Raw genomic sequence first — 22,685 nt, 5'->3', positions numbered from 1 at the left:
CATTGTTTTGCGGCAGACTGTGCCTCCTTCTTTCTATTCAGTTTTAAAATTTGATATAATGGTGGGAAGAGTCTTTTTAAGGAGGGCTGACATGAAATTTTTACATACTGCAGACTGGCATATCGGGCGCAAGCTGAACGGGTTTTACTTGCTGGAAGAACAGCGCGATGCACTGGAGAAATTGATGGATGTGGCGGAGGAAGAACAAGTGGATGCGATTGTGATCGCCGGCGACGTGTTTGACCGTGCAGTGCCGCCCGTTGAAGCAGTTCAGTTGTTTAATCAGATATTAAAGAGGATGAACAGAGAAAAGCAGTTTCCGGTGTTGATGATCTCCGGCAACCATGACAGTGCCACGCGGCTGGCGACCGGCAGTTCGTGGTACAAGCTGTCCGATTTGCATCTGCATACGAACATCGCACAGAGTCTGACGCCAGTTGTCATCGGCGACACGCAATTTTTCCTGCTGCCCTACTTTGAGCCGTTTGAAGTGCGCCATTATTTTCAAGATGAGACAATTCGTACCGTTGACGAGGCAATGACGCGGCTGGTTGATGCCATGGCTGCCGTTTTTGAGCCGGATATGCAGCACGTTCTCGTCAGTCATTTTTTTGCAGCCGGCAGTGAACGCAGCGATTCGGAAACGAAAGTCGAGGTCGGCGGGTTGAATGCCATACCGGTGGATAAGTTGACGCTGTTTGACTATGTCGCACTCGGACACCTCCACAGCAGGACGGCCCTGCATCATCCGAGTGTCAAATACAGCGGCTCATTGTTGAAGTATTCCCTGTCGGAAAGAAATCAGACCAAGGGCGTCTGGCTGGTGACTTTGTCGGAAGCAGGGCTGGAGACAAGATTTCGGGAAATTACGCCGTTAAGAGATGTGGTACTGCTGGAGGGCAGCTTTGACCAGCTGACAGACGCTGCTTTTTATCAGCATATCGATCGTGATGACTATATTGCAGTGTCCTTGACCGACAAAGCGGTAATCCCCAATGTCATGCAGCATTTGCGCGACATTTATCCGCGTATCATTGGTCTGGAAAGAACACGCGGCAATGAACGCGCCCGGCGACTGCGCACGCAGCAGGATATTACCCGCTTGAGTCCGCTTGCTCTCATGAGCGATTATTTTAAAGAAGTGACCGGCGAACCGGTGTCGGCAGCGCAAAAACGCTGGCTGAAACAAACTGTACAAGGGATACAGCGAGAGGAGTAGGATGAGATGCAGCCTTTATTGATTGAATTAGTCAATTTCGGTCCGTACCGACATGCAGTGATAGATTTTCAGGCGTTTTACGAGCACTCGCTTTTTCTCATCAGCGGCAAGACCGGGGCGGGCAAGACGACTATTTTTGACGGGATGTGTTTTGCCTTGTATGGTATTACCTCAGGCGGTCTGCGTCAGGGAAAAGAGATGCGCTCGACGTTTGCCGATACGGGAGAAGAAACGCGTGTCCGCTTTGTCTTCCGTCATGGCAGCTATACATATGAAATTGTGCGCAGTCCGGAACAGACCGTTGCCAAAAAGCGGGGCAGCGGGACTAGGGAACAGCCGGCGTCAGTCAGTTTGACTGTGTTTGATGACGCGCAGCAAGAAATTCAGCAATACACGAAACAAAAAGATATCGGTCCGTTGCTGGAAGATTTGCTGCACTTGAATGCGGCACAGTTTGCCCAAATCGTGATGCTGCCTCAAGGCGAATTCCGCAGGTTCCTCAATGCGGACAGCAGCGAGAAAGAAAAAGTCCTGCGCAAGCTGTTTGGTACAGACATGTACCGCCGCGCAGCTGAACAAATCAAAGAGCAGCAGAAACAGCAGTCGAAGAAAATTGAAGGGGACCGTCAAAAGGTGGTACACTACATCGATACGCTGGAATGGGAGCCGGAATTTGCTGAAAAAAAACCGGAAAGCACCGCGGTGGATGATGTGCTGCGTTTGGCCGAGGAACAGCACCAGTCGTATCGCGACAGCATAACCCGGTTGGATGCGCGCCGTCAGCTGGTAACGGACAAACAGGAACAGCTCGAAGCGGTCATCCGCCAAAAAGAACAGCTGCTCAGCCAGTTTGCAGCCCGTGATGAACTGCTGGCGGAGCAGACACGGTTGACAGCTCAGGCTGACGACATCACCAGCCAAAAAGTGCAGCTGAAAAAAATGCAGGACGTACAGGCGATGCAGACTGATTTGCGGCTTGAGCAGGAGCTGCTTGCGGAGCACGCGGAAACGGAGCGCGAACATCAAACAATTAGCGCACATTTGACCGCTTCTGAAACAAAATTGGTGCAGCTGCGTCAGCAATTGGCCGAGGTGAACGGCCGGGAACAGGCAATGACGGAAAAAACGCGGGAATTGACCGAGATGAGGCGGGTCTTGCCGTTGTTTGAAGAAACGGACAAGCTGAAAGCCCAACAGAAAACATGGCAAACGGAGCTGAAACAGCAGACCGAGGCACTGCAAGCTGTCCAGCAGCAGCAGACCGTTTTGGAGAACAGGCGAACGGAATTGAACCAAGCGCTTCAAAAAAGTCAACAGCTTTGGTCCGATAAACATTCGCTGGAAATCAGGCAGCAGCAGCTGGAACAGACAGAGAAAACAGTTCGGCGCCTGCACCAGTTGTCATTAGAACAAAAGACACTGGCAGATTCTGCGGGCCGGATAAAAACAGATATCAGCCGTTTGACTGCGGAGCTGGCAGAGGCTGAAGCGGACTATAATCAGTGTAAAAGCGACTGGGCAGCGATGCAGATAGCCCGCCTGAGCATGGATTTGATTGAGGGGTCGCCTTGTCCGGTATGTGGGGCAACGGAGCATCCGGAACCGTACCACGCTGTTGCATCGACATCTGAGGAAATAGCCCGGGCGGAACAACTGATGACAGAAGCGGAAGAGATGGTCCAGCTTGTCAGAGAAAAACTCGCGGCCCGGCAGGAGTCGGCCAAGCATCTTGATAAACAACTGTCTGACAAGCAAAAGACAGCCGCCGACACTCGGTCCGAGCTACTGGACATGCCGTCTGCTGAAGTAGTTGCAGCAGAGGCCATCAGCGGCGACTGGGATGCGGCGCTGACTGTGGTACAGGCGGAACTTTCCGGTGCAGAAGCCCAGAGCAAGGCGGTCAGCGAGGCGCTTACCCGTCTGGAGGAGTCCAGACAAACACTCAATGAAACAGAAGAACAACTGAAAACAGTCACTGAGCAAAAAACAGTACTGACTGATAAGCTGAACAGCCAGCAGCAGCAGCTGGTGCGGATCGAAGCCGGCATTGCGGAACGCACTAGTCAGTTTCCGCCGGACTGGCATGACGCCGCACAGCTGACCGGCCTTATCGCACGGGAAGACACGGCACTTGCCGAATGGAACAAAGAGCGCCACGGTCTGGGCGATGAGTTGAACGAACTGGACAAACAGCGGGCACAACAGACCAGCACACAGTCGTATTTTGCCGAGCGCTTGACAGTGCTTGGGAAAAAGCTGGACACCCAGCAAACACTAGTTGCCGACAAGTTGGCCAAAGCAGCTATTGCCGCCGCAGAAGTGCCGTCACTGCAAGCTGAATTGTCCCGAATGCCGGAAATTGAGGCGGTCGTTGCCGCCTATCAGTCCGCAGTTGCCTTGAATGCCGACAAACTAACAGATGTCACGGCTATACTGCAAGGACAGGAAAAACCGGAAATGACAGCAGACAAGGCGGCATTGGCAGAGCTGATGCAGGAAAAATCTGCGGTTGAAACGGAAAAAATCGTGCGGCAGGAAACAATGAAACGAAATGACAAGACCATTGCACGTATCAAAGAAGTTCAAGCGAGTGTGCGGCAGGAGTTGGTTGAACTGACGGAGCTGACAGAGTTGTCTGATGTGCTGAACGGCGACGGGGCAAACAAAATGAGCATCGAGCGGTATGTGCTGCAGACTTATTTTGAAGAAGTCCTGGATGTTGCCAATGAGCGCCTTCAGCACTTGACGCGGAACCGGTATGCCTTTGAGTTGAACGAGGCGCAAGGGTCATATAAAAAACGGACAGGGCTTGAAATCAATGTCTACGATGACAACGTCGGCGGCGTCCGCAGTGTCAACACATTGTCGGGCGGCGAGAGCTTTATCGCAGCCTTGTCACTTTCCCTGGCGCTGGCAGAAGTGATTCAGCGTCAGGCCGGCGGGGTGCAGATTGATGCGCTGTTCATTGATGAAGGGTTTGGCTCATTGGATGAAGATGCACTGGAAACGGCAATCGAATCGCTTGAGATGATTGAGGGCGACGGACGGCTGATCGGTATCATTTCCCACGTCAAAGAGCTGAAAGAACGGATACCCCAGCAGCTGGAAGTCCTGTCGAGTGCCAGCGGGCAAAGCACAGTGAAGCAGAAAGAGATAGACGAATAGAGGTAAAAATATGAAATGGTCCATTCCCGATAGAATCATCAGCCGCGGCCGGAAGTACATGATGGAAGGCCGCGTGCATTCACTGACGAAAGACGACACCAGATTGAAATGGTATGCGGAAGTCATCGGTTCAGAAATATATTATGTGGAGTTGGATGGAACGACCAAAGAGAAAGATGTGTGCACATGCCCATACTGGCTGGACCACGGGTATTGCAAGCACACGGTTGCGGTGGAACTGGCGATTAAAGACAAGGGGATGTCGCGGGTCATTACGGAGACTGACGCACCGCGGAAAATCTTCCAGCCGCCTTCGGATGCCGAGGTATTCACGGAAGGCTTTGTCAAACTTCAGGAAAAAGAAAATACGCGCGTCCTTGAACGGGGCGAGCCTTTAAAACTGGATGTGATTGTGGAGAGTGTGGAGACACTGTCTTTTTATCCGGAAAAAGCTGTTATCTGCCTGCATCTTAAAGTCGGGTCGGATGTGCCGGGCAGCCGCACGTATGTCGTGAAAAATCTGGCTGAATTTTTCAAAGCTTACGAAAATCAGCAAGGCTTCCAAATAAATAATAATCATCATTTTCAAATACGCGACACGTCTTTTCACAAAAAAGACAAGGAACTGCTGGATGCCTGTCTTGCGATTCATAAAGCCAACCAGATGCTGGTGACCGGCGGCGTGCAGCAGCAGGGAAGGCCGAACGCACGCTATTTGATGCTGAGTCAGGACGAGGCGAAACACATGCTGACGGCATTGACAGCAGAACAGCGTCTGCTGTTTAAATTGCCGTTTGGCAGCCGGCATAAAATTACCTTTCAAACAGGGCGCCTGCCGCTGGTGTTTTCTGTCAAAAGGAGCGGCGACGGCTACTTGCTGGTTATCGACATGAGTCACATCGACATGTACTGGGAAACATACGGCTGGGTGCTGTCAAGGTCCAATCTGTACGAACTGACTCATGAGCAGCACGTCCATTACCAGACGTTGATGAATCTCATGAAACGTCTGCCGAAACCAGAAGTTTTTTACACGAAAGACCAGCTGGGCGAGCTGTTTTCGTATGTGATCCCGGCATTGGCAACTATCGGTCATGTCGAAGTCAGCGATATTGTTGCAGATGATATGATTCACGCACCGATAAAGACCGATTTTTATATGATGTCGCAAGATGGCATGTTAAGCGTCAGAGTGGACTTTTCCTATGCAGATGTTGTGTTTTCCACTGATTCAGCTGTTGCCACTGAACGTGCTGCTGACGCGCCGGTTGTTGTCAGAAATACCTTGCAGGAAGGGCGTGCGGAACAGCTGTTGGACCAGCTCGGTTTCCGTCTCGGCAAAACGGCTTATCAGAAGCCTTTTCCGCAAGGCCAATATTTGTACCGCTTTTTTTCCAGCGAACTTGCTGAATTTGAAAAACTGGGACAAGTTCACCTGACCGACCAGCTGGAGCAGTTGTATTTGTCTGCCGACGACTATCAGCCGCAAGTCAACATCACGGAACACGGCTCATGGCTGGATATCCGGTTTGACATTTCGGGGATTGATGACAAGGAAGTCAATCAGGTGCTGAAAAGTCTGCTGAAGCGTCAAGATTTCCACCAGCTGGAGAACGGGCAAATCATTTCGTTTGATTCAGAAACTTTTCAACAGACCAGCGATGTCTTGCGCCGTCTGCGCCGGGACTTGACTTTTCGCGGCAATCATCTGTCTGTGCCGAGTTACCGCGGCATACAGGTGCAAGATGCGTTTGGTCAGCTGGAAGAGGTTGATTTTTCCGGCGAATTCAAACAAATGGTTGAAGATTTGGCTAACCCGTCTGCGTTTCCGCTGAGATTCCCGGAAACGTTGCAGGCCACACTGCGCTCCTATCAGGAGGCAGGTGTCAGATGGCTGAAAATGTTGAGCAGCTATCAGTTTGGCGGTATTCTGGCTGATGACATGGGACTGGGGAAAACCATTCAAACAATTGCCTATCTGCTGTCGGAAAAAGAAGAAGGCAACTTGCAGCAGCCGGTTCTGATTGTGACGCCCGCCAGTTTGCTTTATAATTGGCAGATTGAATGCCGCAGGTTTGCACCGGAACTTTCTGTGACGGTGAGTGCCGGCAGCAAACAGCAGCGGGATGCATTGATTGAGGAAAATCCGACATCAGATATTTTTATCACGTCATACAGTATGCTGCGGCAAGACATCGACCGCTACCGTGACATGTCGTTTCATTGTCTGGTCCTTGATGAAGCCCAGGCCATCAAAAATGCCGCGACTAAAACATTCCATGCGGTCAAGGAAATCCAGGCAACGCACCGCTTTGCACTCAGCGGCACGCCGATTGAAAACAATCTGGAAGAATTATGGGCGCTGTTCAACGTATTGATGCCCGGTTTTTTCCCGCCGATGCGCCAGTTTAAGGCGCTGGATACGGAAGATGTGGCGCAAATGGTCCGGCCGTTCGTGCTGCGCCGCGAAAAGAAACGCGTCCTGAAAGACCTTCCGGATAAAATGGAAACCAATTTGTACAGCAGCTTGACTGAAGAACAGAAGACGGTTTATCTGGCATATTTGAAACAAATGCAGGAAACTGTCGGCGCTATGTCAGAAGGGGAATTCAACCGGAACCGCATTTCCATATTGGCGGGACTGACCCGGCTGCGCCAGATATGCTGCGATCCGCGGCTCTTTTTGCCGGATTACAGCGGTCAATCAGGCAAGCTGGAACAACTCAAGGAAATCATCCCGGTGGCGATTGAAAACGGCCGGCGGATTCTTCTGTTTTCACAGTTTACCAGTATGCTGTCGTTGATTGAAGCAGAATTAGCCTCACTGGGCATTGATGTGTTTTACTTGCGGGGAAGCACTAAATCCGCCGACCGCCAAAAAATGGTGGACCAGTTCAATCAAGGCGATAAAGCCGTCTTTCTGATTTCCTTAAAGGCCGGCAGCACAGGACTGAACCTGACAGGCGCTGATACAGTGATTCTCTACGATTTGTGGTGGAATCCGGCGGTGGAAGAACAGGCAGCCGGTCGGGCACACCGTATCGGTCAGCAGAAAAAAGTCGAAGTTTGGCGTCTGATTGCAGAAGGTACGATTGAAGAAAAAATCAACCAGCTGCAGCAAGGGAAGCGCGAACTGTTTGAGAAGGTCCTTCAAGCAACAGATACAGCCGGCCGTTCGCAACTGTCCGAACAGGATATCAGGGATATACTAATGATTGGGTCGGCAGATGACGTGAGCGGTACAAACGGTTTTTAATTACAAAGCAAAGGAGCTGGTGCCTCTGAGCACGGCTCCTTTTTTTAGCTGTATCAGGCAAACCGCAAAGTCTGGTATGATAGAGAGGCGCTATGTATGACAAGATAAAGGAGCAAAGATATGAAAGAAACGGTATCGGATGTTTTGTACGGAGAATATAAGCTGGAGCCGGTGTTGAGCGACCTGCTGGCAACACCGGAAGTACAGCGCCTGAAAGATGTCCACATGGCAGGACCCGCATACTTGCTGAATCCTGTTTGGGATGAAACCCGGTATGAGCATTCCCTGGGGGTCATGTTGCTGATAAAAAAACTGGGCGGCTCCCTAGCAGAGCAAATTGCGGGACTTCTGCATGATGTGTCGCACACCGCTTTTTCACATTTGATTGATTTGGTGACAGCCAATTTACAGGAATCCTACCACGAAGACGTGAAGCAAGATTTTTTGTCTCAAAGCACACTCCCGCAGGTCTTAGACAAGCACGGCTATGACTGGCGGGAGCTGCTGTTGGATGACAGCCGTTGGGGGATTTTGGAACAAGAGGCGCCGCTTTTGTGCGCTGACCGGATTGATTATACGTTACGGGAAATCCACCGTTATTTTCATGTGCCGCTGCCGGAGGTCCACCGCTTCATAGCGGACCTGGCAGTAGATGCTGAAAAAGGAATTGTTGTCTCCAGTGTTGAACAGGGCGAATGGTTTATCCGGAATTATCACCATGTGGTCATTGATTTTTTCTATGACCCGCTGAACATAATCAGCCATGACATCATGGCTGCGGTGCTGACACAGGCGCTGGCAAAAGATATGCTGACGCTGGCTGATTTCATGACGACGGATACAAACTTGCTGCAGCGTTTGGCCGCTACCGCCGACCCGGAGATCAGCCGTCAGCTTGCGCGTTTGTCGAATGTTGGTACATACGACATCGTCTCGCAGGAAGAGGCGTACGATATTTTCCAGCAGAAAAAACTGCGTCACGTGGACCCGCTGGTGCGCCGCAGCAGCCGGCTCGTCAAAACGTCGGACATATCCCCGTCAGCAGCGCTTGCTATTCAGGAAACATTGCGCCGCGGCAGTGCCGGCATTTACTTAAGAACAGCTGACAGAACTGTTTAACAGCCTTTGACATTCCTCTCGAACTGTTTTTATACTAAAGAGTGAAGGAAAGGATGAACAATATGACCGCAAAACTGCGGAATATGACCTCGCTCTATCTCGTCAACGGTGAGGGGATCTTGTTATTGTACCGGATAGGTTCCCGGGTGGCGGACCATCTGTACGTCGGTTCAGCGGGCGGACACTTTGAAGCACACGAGCTGAATGATGCCAAAGCGTGCGTTTTGAGAGAAGCGAAGGAAGAACTTGATTTGGATGAAACAGACCTGCATAATCTTGCCATGAGATATATCACGCTGCGGCTGAAGAACGGGGAAATCAGACAGAACTACTATTTTTTTGCTGATTTGGGCAGCCATGCCGACTTGACCAGTACCGAGGGTAAACTGGCATTATTTGATTATGAAGAAGCGGCACAGGTGGAGATGCCTGTTTCAGCGCGTAATGTGGTAGACCATTACATTCGTGAAGGAAAGTACACCGCAGAATTATACGCAGGTATCACGACTGAACAAGGCACATCATTTGTGCCGCTGCGCGAATTTTGAAGCCGCCTTTCTGAAACCAGTTCCTTTGATTTATTCTCGGATATTTGGTTAAATAAAAAGGTTAGGAGTGTGATATGGGTGAAACGTTTTTTTAGTTATTACCGTCCGTACAAAAAATTGTTTGTGCTGGACTTTTCATGTGCTGTGATTGCCGCACTGCTGGAGCTGGCATTCCCGGTAGTCGTCAATCATGTAATCGATGAGATAATGCCTCAGAAAAACTGGGGATTGATTGTGACAGTCTCGATTGCTTTGTTTGGTTTTTACATCATCAATACGCTGTTGCAGTATGTCGTAGTATATTTCGGGCATAAACTGGGCGTCAATATTGAAACGGATATGCGCCGCGAGCTGTACGACCATCTGCAGTCCCAGTCGTTTGAATACTATGACAACCAGAAAACAGGCAAGCTTATCAGCCGCCTGACGACCGACTTGTTTGAAATTTCAGAAGTCGCCCACCACGGCCCGGAAGATGTGTTCATTACGGTGATGACGCTGGTCGGCGCATTTATGCTGATGTATAACACCCATCCGACACTGGCTATTGCAACATCGATACTCGTGCCGTTCATCACTGTTGCGCTGGTATTCTTCAACAAGCGCATGACCAAGGTCAACACCCGCATCTATGAAAATCTCGGCGAATTCAATGCCGGCATCGAAGCGTCTGTCAGCGGCATCCGCGTGACCCAGTCTTTTGCCAATGAACCGTTCGAGAAAAAGCGTTTTGAAGGATTGAACCAACTGTACCGGAAAAGCAAACTGGCATTTTACAAGACGATGGCACTCAGCTCTTCTTATAATTATTTACTGATTCGTCTGATTAGTTTGTTTGCTTTGATTTTCGGCGCATATTTTACGATTAACGATGAAATCAGTTATGGTTCGTTTGTCGGTTTTATTTTGCTGTCGAATATTTTTGTCCGCCCGATTGAGAAGGTCAATACAATGATTGAAAGTTATCCGAAAGGGATTGCCGGGTTCAAACGATTTACCGAAGAACTCGACAAAGAACCGGCGATTAAGGATAAGGACGGAGCTGTCGAATTATCTGGCGTGCACGGAGACATCCGTTACGAGCATGTGTCTTTTGCCTATGAAGACGGGACGCAAGTGCTGGATGATTTGTCTCTTGAGATTGCCAAGGGAGAAACTGTTGCTTTTGTCGGTCCGAGCGGTGCCGGAAAAACCACCATCAGCAATTTGCTGCCGCGGTTTTATGAAGTGGATTCAGGGCGGATTACCATTGATGGGGTGAACATACAGGATGTCACGCTGCAATCGTTGCGTCATCACATCGGCATTGTACAGCAGGATGTGTTTCTATTTCCGGGAACAATCCGTGAAAATGTACTGTACGGCCGGCTGGATGCTACAGAGGAAGAAGTGCTGACTGCAATCGAGCTGGCACATTTGGGGCAAGTGATTGACGATATGCCGGAAGGACTCGACACAATGATTGGTGAACGGGGTGTCAAATTGTCCGGCGGGCAGAAACAGCGGGTCGCTATCGCCAGAATGTTTTTGAAAAATCCGCCGATTTTGATTCTTGACGAAGCGACATCTGCCCTTGATACAGAAACCGAATCCGTTATTCAGGAGTCGCTGGGGTCATTGGCAAAAGGACGCACGACTCTGATTATCGCCCACCGTCTGGCGACGATTAAGCAGGCGACACGCATTGTAGTGATTGACGAGCAGGGCATCGTGGAACAAGGAACCCATGACGAACTGATGGCGAAACAAGGTGCGTACAAACATTTGTATGATGCGCAGTTCAGAGAATAATGCCAAAAACCAGCCAAGTTTATCCAGTTGGAGACTTGGCTGGTTTTCTGAGCATGCGCTTGTTTTACGAATCAGGAAAGCTAACGTTATCTCAGCCATCTTCCAACTATTTCATATATCGCTATGGCCTATTTTTGGAACATAACTCGGTCGTCCCTTCGTATATGCACACATCAGCATTTACATCCCCCGCTAATCTTGTTATAATCAAAAGCAGATAGTATCAAATAACAATCTAAAAAATAGATAAATGAGGGAATTTTGTGAGTGTCGCAAGTATCTAAATGAACCATGTAAGAAAATAAGTCTCATAGGAGGTTTATTTGTCTTGCGCATGTTTAGATGCTTTCTCACAAAAAACGACTGCTGTCTTTTAGGATGGATGAGTCGGGCTTATTTGCCGCGGTGAGAAGACCGCGGCTTTTTTTGATACTATTGTGATGTGGAGAAAGTATCTTGATTACACTAAAGGAGCAGGAATATGAATCAGGATACATTTAATAAAATAGAGTTTGATAAAATTATTGATGCACTTAGTCAGTTTGCCGTCAGTCTGCCGGGGAAGGAAACTATTCGCGAGCTTGTGCCGTCTGCCAATTTGGCGGTGGTAAAAGCTCGGCTGACGGAAACGGAACAGGCACGAGCGTTGCTGGAAGCCGGTTTGCATGTGCCGTTTATGGGGCTAAGCAAGATCGATCATCTGACGAGTCAGGTGAGTAAGGGGTTTGTTTTATCTGCCGAGGAGCTGGTGGAGTTTGCCGACTTTTTGCGCAGCGGCCGACTGATACGCGATTTTTTCAGCAAACATCAAGAAACAGCACCGCTTTTGGCGGAATACAGCACAGCCATCCGCACGTTTCAGGAAGCGGAAGAGACTATCTATCAGGCGATTCATCACAATCAGGTGGCGTCGGATTATAGTCGCCAGCTGCGCAAGCTTAGACATGCACAGCAGGAAACACAGGCAGATATTGAAAAAGTACTTCAAAAATTTTTACGCCATCCCGGCAACAGTAAAAAAATTCAAGAATTTATGATTGTCAAAAAACAGGACCGCTTCACGATTCCTGTCAAGGCCAGTTATAAAAATCAGATTCAAGGGTCAGTTGTCGAATCGTCCAACCGCGGCACGACAGTGTATATCGAGCCTGCTGCTGTGGCCAGGCTGAACCAGAAACTAGCTGATTTAGCGCTTCAGGAAAGCAGTGAAGTTTATCAGATTTTGGCGGAGCTGACGGGGTTGATTGCTGAACAGCTGCCGCTTTTGAAGGAGAATCTGTCGGCGATTGCCGCATTTGACGTAATTTTTGCACGTGCGAAGTACAGCCGCCAGTTGCAGGGGATTACCCCGCTGCTGAACCAAAAGGGCCACATCGTGTTGAAGGAGGCGGTGCACCCGCTGCTGCCGGATGCCGTGCCGTTAAATTTGTCGCTCGGGAAAGGGTTTAGAGGGTTGACCATCACCGGACCCAATGCGGGCGGAAAAACGGTGGTGCTGAAAACAGTCGCATTGCTGACACTTCAGACAATGATTGGAGTCCAGATTAGGGCAGAAGAGGGAACGGAAATCGCCGTTTTTGACCAGATTTTTGTGGATATCGGCGATCATCAAAGCATTGAAAACGCGCTGAGTACTTTTTCAGGACACATGCAAAACATTGCACGGATTACCCATCGTGTGAAAGGAAACAGTCTGGTATTGCTGGACGAAATCGGCAGCGGGACTGAGCCGAATGAAGGGGCGGCGCTGGCGATTGCGATTATGGAAGAGCTTTACCGCAAGGGCTGCATGTTGTTGACGACCACGCATTACGGGGAAATCAAACGCTTTTCAGAACTGCATCCGGACTTCATGACAGCTGCGATGTCCTTTAACAGTGACACGCTGCAGCCCAACTACCGGCTGCTGATGGGGGAGACTGGTGAGAGCAACGCGTTTTGGATTGCCCGGAAAATGCAGTTGGACAAACGGGTAATTGCTAAAGCTGAACAATATGAAAAGCATCGCGAGTATGATGTGACAACACATGACTTTACCGCAGGAGCAACTGGCCAACAGGCGGAGCACGAAACATCTTCAGAGTCTGTTCATTATCGAAGAGGCGACAGAGTGTATGTGACTGACCAAGACTGCTGGGGCCTGATTTATCAAGATGATCAGAGGAGCAGCAAGGTGTCTGTCAGCATCAACAACCAGTTGTTTGACGTCAGCCGCAAGCGGGTCAAGCTGGAGATGAGGCGTGAGCAGCTCTACCCGGAAAATTACGATTATGACAGTTTGTTTGGCAGTTTTCAGGAACGGAAAATGACCCGTGACTTATTGAGAGGGTCTAAAAAAGCTCATAAAAAGCTGGACCGGGAAGCAGTCGAACGTCGTCAGGAAAAATATGAACGAACTAACAAAAAGCGTTAGTTTGTTTCAAAACAGGTAGAAGCGGGGAAACATGCTCCCCGCTTTTTGCTTGCTGGTGTCTAAAAAAAATGAAAAAATCGTTCGAAAAATATTGACAAATTGAACGAGCGGATTTATACTTTTTAGAGTAATTAGTGAAAAAACGAATCGTAAAGATGATGTATCAACATAACGATGACGTTTATGTTCACAAACAATTACAAAAGCAGCTGCTGAAACTTAGTTGCCCCGTTATCTGTTGTCGCTTATGCATAAATGCTTATTCCTAAAGGAAAAACTTGGTTTCACTACAGGTATAAATGAGCGCCTCTTCATCTTGGAAAAGAGGAACAAAAATGAAAGCGATTTTACTAGGCGGTATTGCCGCTTTGCAAACATACTTTATTGTCTACTTGATCATTGATTTAGTCAAACACCGCGAGCAGCTTTCCATCACGGCACATAAAAGGGAATACGTCTGGGGAGCAGTCATCGGCGGTATCACGTCAGGTTTGGATACGATTGGCATCGGCAGTTTTGCGCCCCATACTTTTTTGATGAATGTCACTAGAACCAATGACGATAAAAAACTGCCCGGCACACTGAATGTGTCTCACTGCATTTCCGTGTTGATTGAAGCGTTTATCTTTATCAGCGTCGTCACAGTCGCCCCGCTCACCATCTTTTCACTAATCATTTCATCCATCGTCGGTTCCTGGATCGGCTCGAGAACGATTTCAACATTTTCAGAACGTAAAGTACAGTTGATAATGGGCATTGCTCTGCTTCTCACATCTGTGCTGATGATTTTGCGCCAGCAAGGTTTCTTGGATATTTTAGGCAAAGGAAATGAAGCCATGAGCCTGACAGGCGGCAAGCTGATAATCGGCATTGTCGGGAATTTTGTTTTCGGTGCGCTGATGACTGTTGGTGTCGGTCTGTTTGCACCGTGTATGGCGATGATTTATTTGCTGGGGATCAGCCCCATTGTTGCTTATCCAATTATGATGGGGTCATGCGCCGGGCTGATGCCGGTGGCGTGTGTTGAATTCATCAAGGCAGACCACTATGACCGTGTGCATTCATTCTCAGCAATTCTAGGCGGGATTGTGGGTGTGCTTGTGGCTGCCAGATTTGTCACAGGACTAGATGTCAGCTCGCTGACGTGGATCATCATTCTCATCATTATTTATACGGGCATCGTCTACATCTACAAAGGAACCCACCGCAGCAGTCCCCGTGAAGCCGAGTCGCACATTTAAAATCAGTTAGCAAGTGCGCATCTTAATAAAGGATGTCGGGAAGATGAAAAAAACAGTTGGATGGCTGCTGATGCTAGTTTGCGTTGTGCTGTTGACCTCCTGCGGCGGGACAACAGTCAGTTTGGCAGGAGAATGGGATGCAGTCAGGACTGATTACGAAGGCAAGGATGAAGGTGTTGTCAAACTGGATTTCAATGTCAAAAATCAAACCGTGAATGAATACGTCAACGACATTTATGCAGATACCTTTTACTATTTTTACGACAAAGAAGCGGGAACGCTTTTAATCGACATTGACCCGCAAGAATTGTATAGTGTTGAACTGACGGAAGATGGAAAAACAGCGACGCTAAAACTGCTTGCATATGACAAACACTGTATCACAACTGAACACGATGAAAAATTTGTTGAAATCACGATGGTCAGACACTGAACCGTATAGGCAGCAGCATACTCCCGGGGTATGTTGAGTGAAGGAGGAAAGTCATGTCCTCGAAAAATCGCGCACGATGTGCAGTCTTGTTCGTCATCATCGGTGCGGCAATCGCAGTCAAAAGCAGATTGAGTTTTGCTCTCAGTGCATCTTTCTTAAGCTGGGCCATGATACTCATTATGCTTTACATAGGCATCGTCATGATATTTAACAGCAGCAAACGTTGATTGTTTCCGTATCGGCGGCAATCAAAATGACAGCCAAAAACATCATGCCCGGCTCCCGCAGCTAAGTGTCAGGAGAGCCGGGCATGTTTATGCCTGCTTGGCAAAAAAGTCGTCAACAGTTTTTTAATTTTTTTGATGTCGTTGTCATAAAAAAGAATGGCCGGTACATGGATTTCCGGGATGTTTTTCTCATTTTTCAATGTGGACCTGTTGACTGACGGCAGGCTACCTTCAATAAAGTAAAAAAACGAGTGATGCGTATGCGCCACTCGTTTTCCCGATTTTAAATCATCTGAATCATCCCGCCAAAAGATAACAACTTCTCAATCTTCGATAGTTGCCAGTCCTTGTTTGCGCAGCAGATCCAGATTGGCCAGCATGTCATTGATGGCTTCTTCGGAATGGTGCTCCCACGCGGACAGCTCGGCAACGATTTTCAACGGCTGCTTTGAGCGGTATGAGCGGGTGGGATTTCCGGGGAATCGTTTGTTCGTGACGTTCGGGTCGTCTTCAAATTCACCCAGCGGCTCTACGATATAGATATGCTGTTCGGCTTCCTCTGTGCCGGCTGCCAGTTCTGCGCCCCACTTTGCAGCATCCAAAGTGGCAGTAAAATAAATATAGTTCGACGTCCTGCCTGCTTCAAAATTTGAGGAATGATTCGGTTCTAACAGGTCGCCGATTTTCAAAGCCGCTTTTGTGCCATGGAAAAACGGTCCTAGGTCTAAGGTAACTGCTGATGTCATGGTGTGTTCCTCCTGTGCGGATGTTTTTTGATCGCTTTTATTATACCGCGCATTTTTTTGAAATGACAGTCTATAAATAACGGGATTTTCATAGTATAATAAAGATGAGGGAACACTGTCAGATGGTCAGACTGCCAATCAATGATAACAAAGAAGAAATTTTGTCGAACACGAGTTTCTTCTTTGTTTTGTGTCCGCTAGACAAAAATAGTGTTAGAGGAGAATCGTATGAAAAGATACCCGCTAGTAGATGTAATGAAATACGTCGCAGCCATCCTGGTTATTTTGGTGCATTGCGGCCGGCTTCACAGCAATCCGGTAATTCATTTTGCCTTAAAAAGTCTGCTTTGCCGGCTGGCAGTGCCGTTTTTCTTTATCAGCACAGCTTATGTTCTGAGGGAAAGGATGTCGGAACCCGTCTATTTTGCCAGCTATTGCCGCAAACTTTTTCGCAGTTATTGCTGGTGGTCGTTTATTTATCTGCCTTTGGGTATCTTTTATGTGTTGAATCAACTGGATTTGCCGGTATGGATGTATCCGGCCGCTTTTTTTGCCGGCTTTTTTGTCACAGGCGCATATTATCATTTGTGGTATATTCCGGCGCTGGTTATAGGTTTTGGTCTAGCTCTCTATTTGCAGAAAAAGCTGGGCTATGTGCTGTCGTTTTTCATTGCGGGCACATTCTACTTGTTTGGGGGGATTGAAACCTATTCCGGTTATTTAGAGGGCAGTTGGCTTAAAAGCGCCTATGATTTTTACCGTATCGTATTTTTCAGTCCGAGGAACGGGCTGATGTTTGCGTTGGTTTTTATTTTACTGGGTTTTCTGTTGTCCGATAGAAAAATTTCAATTTCATGTAAAAAGTTGTCGGTTTACACAATGTTAAGTGTTACCGGATTGCTTTTTGAAGGCTGGCTCATTTACCAAAATCAAGGGTATGATAAAAATATTTTATTTGCTCATGTCCCGGTGTCCTGCTGTCTTATATTGTGGGCAACAAAAAAATGTGCATGTGCCGACTCATTGCTACTTGGCGCCTTACAGCAAACATTATTATTTCATCCATCCGCTGATTTTATTTTTAATGGCACAGCTTCCTGTCAAGTGGGACGCATATATATTTGGTAATTTGACGAATTTTATTTTCGGGTTAGTAAGCACTCATATCGTGTCATGGGTTATTATTAGAAACCGTCACAGGTATCAGGTAATAAGGACACTATGCCATCAGACGTACACAAAAATTAGACGCCATGATGTCAAGGGACAGTATTATCAACGACGAGCAAACAAAACATAAATAAAAAAATTTGATTATCGAACTTAGCTGAGACTAACGATTTCGTCAGTCATCTGCTATTTTTTTATATTTTTTGAATGTTTTTTGACGATTTTGAATTATTTTGACCGATTTCGATTTATTTTGGTTGATATGTGTGGTAAAATATTACAAAAGAGGTGAAAGTTAATGCTGACAGAAGAGAGACAGCAATACATACTTCAGTTATTGCAGCAAAAAAATATTGTTAAGCTGAATGAACTGGTTAAACTGCTGGACACATCAGAGTCCACTATTCGCAGAGACCTTCAAGAGTTGGAAGACAAAGGATTGTTGGAGAGGATTCACGGCGGTGCGAAAAAAATCAGGAACTTGACATTCGAACCGAGCATGACTGAAAAGTCGACAAAGCATGCTGTTGAAAAGAAGATGATTGTAGAGCATGCAGCAAGTCTGGTAGCTGAAGGTGATGTTATATACTTGGACGCAGGTTCTACGACACTGGAAATGGTTGCTCATCTGCCTGTCAATCAGAATATCAAGGTAGTTACCAACTCAGTAAAGCATGCCGTTGCATTGATTGACAGACAAATACAGACGATTATTCTGGGAGGCAACATCAAGCTGTCAACACACGCATCGCTCGGCTTTTCCAGTATGCAGCAATTGCAGACATTTCGCTTTGATAAAGCATTCATGGGGATGAACGGTGCAGATTTGCAATCAGGGTTTACAACACCTGATCCGGAGGAAGCAGCTTTGAAGAGAGTGGCTATTGAACATAGTGAACAAGCATTTGTCTTGATTGATCATTCGAAATTTGGACAGACGACATTTGCCTTTGTAGCACCGTTGGAAGCAGCAGTTATCGTGACAAATCGCATTCCTGACAATCTTAGAGCGCCATTTCAGGAGAAAACAAATCTATTGGAGGTAACACGATGATTTATACAGTGACCTTGAATCCGTCTATTGATTACATCGTCCATGTAGACCATCTAAAAATCGGCACTTTGAACCGAATGAGCAGTGAACTGAAATTTCCAGGCGGCAAAGGGATCAATGTGTCGCGTATTTTGAAGCGTATTCAAACGCCTTCGGTCGCACTCGGTTTTTTGGGTGGTTTTACTGGGAGATTTATTTTGGATTGGTTGAAAGCAGAAGGTGTGCTTAATCAATTTACGCAGATCGCAGCAGATACACGCATTAACATTAAACTCAAAGCAGAGAGCGAAACGGAAATAAATGGTGTCGGTCCTCATATTTCTGATAAAGAGATCCAAAATTTGAAAGCGGAACTCGATACGATTCAACCTTCGGACATCGTGGTGCTGTCGGGCAGTCTGCCGGGTAATCTGCCTGATGGATTTTATCAGGAATTGATTCAACTCATTCATAAACAAGGTGCAGAATTTGTTATTGATACAACGGGCGACGCACTGCAGCAATCGTTGTCCAGCAGACCGCTGCTTGTTAAGCCGAATAAAGAGGAACTGGGGGAATTATATCAAACAACATTTGATTCGATTGAAGAGCTTCTGCCTTATGGTCAACAACTGCTGGCAGAAGGCGCACAGCACGCTATTATTTCGATGGCCTCCGAAGGCGCGTTGTTATTTACTGATGATGGTGTGTATCAGTCTAATGTGCTTATGCATCCGCTAAAGAACTCTGTTGGAGCTGGTGATTCGATGATTGCGGGATTTATTGGTAATTATGCACGAAGCAAAGACGCAGTAGAGGCGTTCAAATGGGGCGTAGCTTGTGGCAGTGCCACTGCTTTTTCAGACGATTTGGCTTCAGGAGAACTTATTCGAACGTTATTATCAGAAGTCCATATTCGCCAAATTAGTTAAGTGTAGTAAACATAACATAAAAAAGGAGACTGACTCATGAATATCACAGAATTGCTATCCAAAGAAGCTATGATTATGGACCTACAAGCGTCAGATAAAGAAGCGGCCATCGCTGAGATGGTTCAGAAGCTATATGATACGAACCGTATATCAAATATAGAAGTATTTAAGGAAGGGATTCTCGCACGTGAAGCCCAGACCTCCACTGGACTTGGCGATGGTATTGCGATGCCGCATGCAAAGAATGCATCCGTTAAAGAAGCGACCGTGCTATTTGCGAAGAGTCGCAACGGAGTGGATTATGCGGCATTGGACAATCAACCTGTATACCTGTTTTTCATGATTGCTGCACCAGAAGGAGCTAATGACACACACTTGCAGGCACTAGCAGCATTGTCACGTCAGTTAGTTCACAAGGATTTTGTTGAGCAATTAAAAACAGTTGAAACGCCGGAAGACGTGCATACTCTTTTTAGATTAGCAGAAGAAGTCCCAGAGGAAAAAGAAGAGGAATCGGCTGCAGGTGACGCGGACCAGCGTTTCGTCGTTGCAGTAACAGCTTGTCCGACAGGAATTGCCCATACTTATATGGCAGAAGATGCACTGAAACAGATGGCTGAAAAGATGGGGGTTGCCATAAAGGTCGAAACGAATGGCACGGATGGTGTCAGGAACCGCTTGACTGAATCAGATATCGCCCGCGCAGAAGGAGTTATCATTGCGGCGGATAAAAATGTAGAGATGAATCGCTTTGACGGGAAAAATTTGATTAGTCGTCCTGTTAGTGACGGCATTCGCAAACCGGAAAAGCTGATCAATGAGATACTGGCAGGCAATGCACCAGTTTACCATAGTCAATCGGATTCCCAAACAGCTGAAAAACAAACGGAAACAAGCAGTATCGGGCAAAAGATATATAAAGATTTGATGAATGGTGTTTCACATATGCTGCCGTTTGTTATCGGCGGCGGTATCGCAATCGCTATTTCATTCATGCTCGATCAGTTTATCGGTGTACCGCAAGATCAGTTGAGCAATCTGGGAAATTATAATGAAATTGCCAGCTGGTTCAATCAAATCGGCGGTGCGGCCTTTGGGTTTATGTTGCCGGTTTTGTCAGGTTTTATTGCCTCGAGTATTGCGGATCGTCCGGGGCTGGTGGCAGGATTTGCGGCTGGTGCGCTTGCTAATACAGGCGGCGCAGGATTTTTAGGCGCTCTGATTGGCGGCTTTCTAGCGGGTTATGTAATTTTAATGCTTCGGAAATTACTTAAAGGACTACCAAAATCACTTGACGGTATCAAGACAATCTTGTTTTATCCAGTATTGGGCTTGATTGTTACTGGTATGCTGATGTTGTTGATTAACATACCGATGAAAGCAATCAATGAAACGCTGAACAATTTTCTGACAGGGATGAGCGGGACTAATGCTGCTTTATTAGGAGCATTGCTTGCCGGCATGATGGCAACTGATTTGGGAGGTCCGATTAATAAAGCTGCATATGTTTTTGGCACAGCGACGTTGGCAAGTACAGTTGCCAGCGGGGGCAGTGTGGTGATGGCGTCAGTAATGGCGGGCGGAATGGTGCCGCCGCTGGCAGTTTTTATTGCAACGCGTCTGTTTAAACACAAATTTGACCAAAGTCAACAAGATGCAGGGTTAACCAATATCGTCATGGGATTATCGTTCGTGACAGAAGGAGCTATTCCCTTTGCAGCAGCTGATCCTTTGCGGGCGATACCAAGTTTTATGGCGGGTTCCGCGGTTACCGGTGCGTTGGTTGGTGCATTCGGCATTAAGTTGCTGGCACCGCACGGCGGTGTGTTTGTCGCTTTACTGCTGAGTAATCCATTATTGTATTTGCTGTTTATTTTGATCGGAGCGATTATTTCAGGTGTCTTGTTTGGCGTTTTAAAAAAAGCGGTATAGCCAAAAATAGAAATTAACAGAAGCGGCTAGTAATTTATGGTTGTTTATTAGAAAGAGAGTGCTGGATGAAATCAAAATTCAGTACTCTCTTAAATTTTATCATTAGTTCTACCTTTTAAAAGGTTTCATTTCTTTTTAGATGCGATGTTTATTAAGAGCGGAATTGCTGTTTATGCAAGAGGAGCCGCTAGTCGATAATCTAGATACAGAACTAGGAAAGATAGAGTTATCGTTTCCAACCCACATCAACTTCAGTACACAGAAACATTGAAGAAGGAAAAAATAACATTTAACAAAAAGATGTTGGACAGCTATAGTGACATTCTGCCCAACATCTATTAAACTACTTTTGAAGCTTGCTTGATTCATTTCTCTTCGTTTTATCATACACCATAGACTTTTCAATCGTGCGTGTAAATATTTTGTAAGGGCTCTTTTTCATCTGATGTTACTGTGAAAATAATAAAGTATACAGGTTGAAAAACGTTTTTAAAAAAACTTTATTCGGGTTGACAGAGTCTGTTGTTCGCCGGATAATGTAATTAAGAAACAGTCGATTTTTTTAGGGTATGCCACTGTTCAAAAAACACATAATAAAAGATTTGTGTGAGGACTACAACGCATTTGGGATAATCTAATTTGGGGGAAAATGAAATGAAAAGTAGAAGATGGAAAGAGTATTTATGGGCTACATTGATGATACTGTTATTATTTTGGAGAGATATTATCCGTGGGGATTTTGAGTGGTTGTCCGTCATCCCTGTGCTTGTTTACTTGGTAGTTGCCCGAAATATGTTCAAATACTTCAGGAAAATAAGATACTTTTTTCTGCTGAATGCACTGGTCATGTTTCTGGCATGTGCCTTCATGCTTGGAGAGGCGCGTGATTTACAGAGTGTGTTATTCTTTGGTTCAATTCTCACACTTATTTCGACGGGCATCATCATGCTGCTTGTCGGGTTTGATCAGGCACAAGATAAGAAAGAACATCCGGCAAATCAGGAATAATCAGCGTGCTGGATTAGGCGGGTATGAGCCCCTAATAACTTAAAAGGAGTCCGAAATGAAAAAAATAGTTGCAAAAATAGATACGATAAGAAATCAATATATTCTTTTAATACTTTTAGCCGTGTGTTTCTTTTTTATAGATTTTATCAACGGCAGTTTTGATTGGTTGCCGCTAATCGCATGGTTAATGTATTTTCGCGTTGCATTCGATGTTTTCAGATTAGTCAAAAGGAAGCTTTTTTTCGTTTTGTTGAATGTGTTACTGATGCTTATCATTTATGCCTTCGTCCTTGACGGGGCACTTGACACCCAGAGCACAGTGTTCTTTGTAGCCATTCCCGCATTTATCACAACAGGTCTCATATATATCGGTGTGGTGGTTGAAGATAGATGGTTAGAATGGTTAAATGAGTAGCCATGAAAAAAATCAGGCAGCAGTCTCGTCGTTTGAT

The 22,685-nt window shown here is 46.8% G+C and carries 17 protein-coding genes; 16 read left to right on the top strand and 1 reads right to left on the bottom strand.

The annotated features are described in order from the left end of the window. Window positions 1-91: 91 nt before the first annotated feature. The 10 genes from CBF27_RS08775 (at window position 92) to CBF27_RS14145 (ending at window position 15,412) form a co-directional block, all read left to right on the top strand. Entirely contained in the window at window positions 92-1,219 is a 1,128-nt protein-coding gene (locus CBF27_RS08775) for an exonuclease SbcCD subunit D (protein ID WP_126813939.1), read from the top strand. A gap of 6 nt (window positions 1,220-1,225) precedes the next feature. Continuing rightward, window positions 1,226-4,384 (top strand): AAA family ATPase, encoded by a 3,159-nt coding sequence (locus tag CBF27_RS08770; protein ID WP_126813938.1) that lies wholly within the window; start codon window positions 1,226-1,228, stop codon window positions 4,382-4,384. Between the two features lie 10 nt (window positions 4,385-4,394). Continuing rightward, the gene (locus tag CBF27_RS08765; protein WP_126813937.1) at window positions 4,395-7,640 is read left to right on the top strand and encodes a DEAD/DEAH box helicase; all 3,246 of its coding nucleotides are present in this window, start codon (window positions 4,395-4,397) and stop codon (window positions 7,638-7,640) included. Between the two features lie 120 nt (window positions 7,641-7,760). After that, the gene (locus CBF27_RS08760; protein WP_126813936.1) at window positions 7,761-8,759 is read left to right on the top strand and encodes an HD domain-containing protein; all 999 of its coding nucleotides are present in this window, start codon (window positions 7,761-7,763) and stop codon (window positions 8,757-8,759) included. 62 nt (window positions 8,760-8,821) lie between these two features. Continuing rightward, entirely contained in the window at window positions 8,822-9,307 is a 486-nt protein-coding gene (locus CBF27_RS08755) for an NUDIX domain-containing protein (protein WP_126813935.1), read from the top strand. A 78-nt stretch (window positions 9,308-9,385) separates the two neighbouring features. Next, the gene (locus tag CBF27_RS08750; RefSeq protein ID WP_126813934.1) at window positions 9,386-11,098 is read left to right on the top strand and encodes an ABC transporter ATP-binding protein; all 1,713 of its coding nucleotides are present in this window, start codon (window positions 9,386-9,388) and stop codon (window positions 11,096-11,098) included. A gap of 481 nt (window positions 11,099-11,579) precedes the next feature. Further along, on the top strand, window positions 11,580-13,511 hold the full coding sequence (locus tag CBF27_RS08745) for an endonuclease MutS2 (RefSeq protein ID WP_126813933.1): 1,932 nt from the start codon (window positions 11,580-11,582) through the stop codon (window positions 13,509-13,511). Window positions 13,512-13,846: 335 nt separating this feature from the next. Further along, entirely contained in the window at window positions 13,847-14,752 is a 906-nt protein-coding gene (locus CBF27_RS08740) for a sulfite exporter TauE/SafE family protein (protein WP_126813932.1), read from the top strand. 43 nt (window positions 14,753-14,795) lie between these two features. Beyond that, on the top strand, window positions 14,796-15,185 hold the full coding sequence (locus tag CBF27_RS08735; RefSeq protein ID WP_126813931.1) for a hypothetical protein: 390 nt from the start codon (window positions 14,796-14,798) through the stop codon (window positions 15,183-15,185). Between the two features lie 53 nt (window positions 15,186-15,238). Continuing rightward, window positions 15,239-15,412, top strand: coding sequence for a hypothetical protein (locus CBF27_RS14145; protein WP_170175064.1), 174 nt, complete (start codon window positions 15,239-15,241; stop codon window positions 15,410-15,412). 323 nt (window positions 15,413-15,735) lie between these two features. Here CBF27_RS14145 and arr read toward each other — a convergent pair whose 3' ends face one another. Continuing rightward, on the bottom strand, window positions 15,736-16,158 hold the full coding sequence (gene arr / locus CBF27_RS08730; RefSeq protein ID WP_126813930.1) for an NAD(+)--rifampin ADP-ribosyltransferase: 423 nt from the start codon (window positions 16,156-16,158) through the stop codon (window positions 15,736-15,738). Between the two features lie 228 nt (window positions 16,159-16,386). Between arr and CBF27_RS08725 the strand changes: the two genes are divergently transcribed. From CBF27_RS08725 to CBF27_RS08700, 6 genes are all read left to right on the top strand, one after another. Continuing rightward, window positions 16,387-17,286 (top strand): acyltransferase family protein, encoded by a 900-nt coding sequence (locus tag CBF27_RS08725; RefSeq protein WP_126813929.1) that lies wholly within the window; start codon window positions 16,387-16,389, stop codon window positions 17,284-17,286. 340 nt (window positions 17,287-17,626) lie between these two features. Beyond that, entirely contained in the window at window positions 17,627-18,382 is a 756-nt protein-coding gene (locus CBF27_RS08720) for a DeoR/GlpR family DNA-binding transcription regulator (protein WP_126813928.1), read from the top strand. Continuing rightward, complete coding sequence (pfkB, locus tag CBF27_RS08715; RefSeq protein ID WP_126813927.1) at window positions 18,379-19,293, top strand: 1-phosphofructokinase; 915 nt, start codon at window positions 18,379-18,381, stop codon at window positions 19,291-19,293. Before CBF27_RS08720 ends, pfkB begins: the two co-directional genes overlap by 4 nt. A gap of 36 nt (window positions 19,294-19,329) precedes the next feature. Next, window positions 19,330-21,225 carry a PTS fructose transporter subunit IIABC gene (locus CBF27_RS08710; protein WP_126813926.1) on the top strand — a complete coding sequence of 632 codons (1,896 nt, stop codon included), beginning with the start codon at window positions 19,330-19,332 and terminating at the stop codon, window positions 21,223-21,225. Window positions 21,226-21,879: 654 nt separating this feature from the next. Then, entirely contained in the window at window positions 21,880-22,233 is a 354-nt protein-coding gene (locus tag CBF27_RS08705) for a hypothetical protein (RefSeq protein ID WP_126813925.1), read from the top strand. 55 nt (window positions 22,234-22,288) lie between these two features. Beyond that, window positions 22,289-22,648 (top strand): hypothetical protein, encoded by a 360-nt coding sequence (locus CBF27_RS08700; RefSeq protein WP_126813924.1) that lies wholly within the window; start codon window positions 22,289-22,291, stop codon window positions 22,646-22,648. Window positions 22,649-22,685 lie beyond the last annotated feature (37 nt).

This window comes from Vagococcus acidifermentans (assembly GCF_003987655.1).
GTDB classification, from domain to species: Bacteria; Bacillota; Bacilli; order Lactobacillales; family Vagococcaceae; genus Vagococcus_B; species Vagococcus_B acidifermentans.
This window is presented reverse-complemented; position numbering and strand designations above follow the sequence as displayed.

Bases quoted from the DNA above. Each gene is read 5' to 3' on its own strand.
- CBF27_RS08700 (WP_126813924.1), top strand. From the start codon at position 22,289: ATGAAAAAAATAGTTGCAAAAATAGATACGATAAGAAATCAATATATT.
- CBF27_RS14145 (WP_170175064.1), top strand. From the start codon at position 15,239: ATGTCCTCGAAAAATCGCGCACGATGTGCAGTCTTGTTCGTCATCATC.
- CBF27_RS08720 (WP_126813928.1), top strand. From the start codon at position 17,627: ATGCTGACAGAAGAGAGACAGCAATACATACTTCAGTTATTGCAGCAA.
- CBF27_RS08740 (WP_126813932.1), top strand. From the start codon at position 13,847: ATGAAAGCGATTTTACTAGGCGGTATTGCCGCTTTGCAAACATACTTT.
- CBF27_RS08760 (WP_126813936.1), top strand. From the start codon at position 7,761: ATGAAAGAAACGGTATCGGATGTTTTGTACGGAGAATATAAGCTGGAG.
- arr (WP_126813930.1), bottom strand. From the start codon at position 16,158: ATGACATCAGCAGTTACCTTAGACCTAGGACCGTTTTTCCATGGCACA.
- CBF27_RS08770 (WP_126813938.1), top strand. From the start codon at position 1,226: ATGCAGCCTTTATTGATTGAATTAGTCAATTTCGGTCCGTACCGACAT.
- CBF27_RS08725 (WP_126813929.1), top strand. From the start codon at position 16,387: ATGAAAAGATACCCGCTAGTAGATGTAATGAAATACGTCGCAGCCATC.
- CBF27_RS08775 (WP_126813939.1), top strand. From the start codon at position 92: ATGAAATTTTTACATACTGCAGACTGGCATATCGGGCGCAAGCTGAAC.
- CBF27_RS08765 (WP_126813937.1), top strand. From the start codon at position 4,395: ATGAAATGGTCCATTCCCGATAGAATCATCAGCCGCGGCCGGAAGTAC.
- pfkB (WP_126813927.1), top strand. From the start codon at position 18,379: ATGATTTATACAGTGACCTTGAATCCGTCTATTGATTACATCGTCCAT.
- CBF27_RS08735 (WP_126813931.1), top strand. From the start codon at position 14,796: ATGAAAAAAACAGTTGGATGGCTGCTGATGCTAGTTTGCGTTGTGCTG.
- CBF27_RS08755 (WP_126813935.1), top strand. From the start codon at position 8,822: ATGACCGCAAAACTGCGGAATATGACCTCGCTCTATCTCGTCAACGGT.
- CBF27_RS08745 (WP_126813933.1), top strand. From the start codon at position 11,580: ATGAATCAGGATACATTTAATAAAATAGAGTTTGATAAAATTATTGAT.
- CBF27_RS08705 (WP_126813925.1), top strand. From the start codon at position 21,880: ATGAAAAGTAGAAGATGGAAAGAGTATTTATGGGCTACATTGATGATA.
- CBF27_RS08710 (WP_126813926.1), top strand. From the start codon at position 19,330: ATGAATATCACAGAATTGCTATCCAAAGAAGCTATGATTATGGACCTA.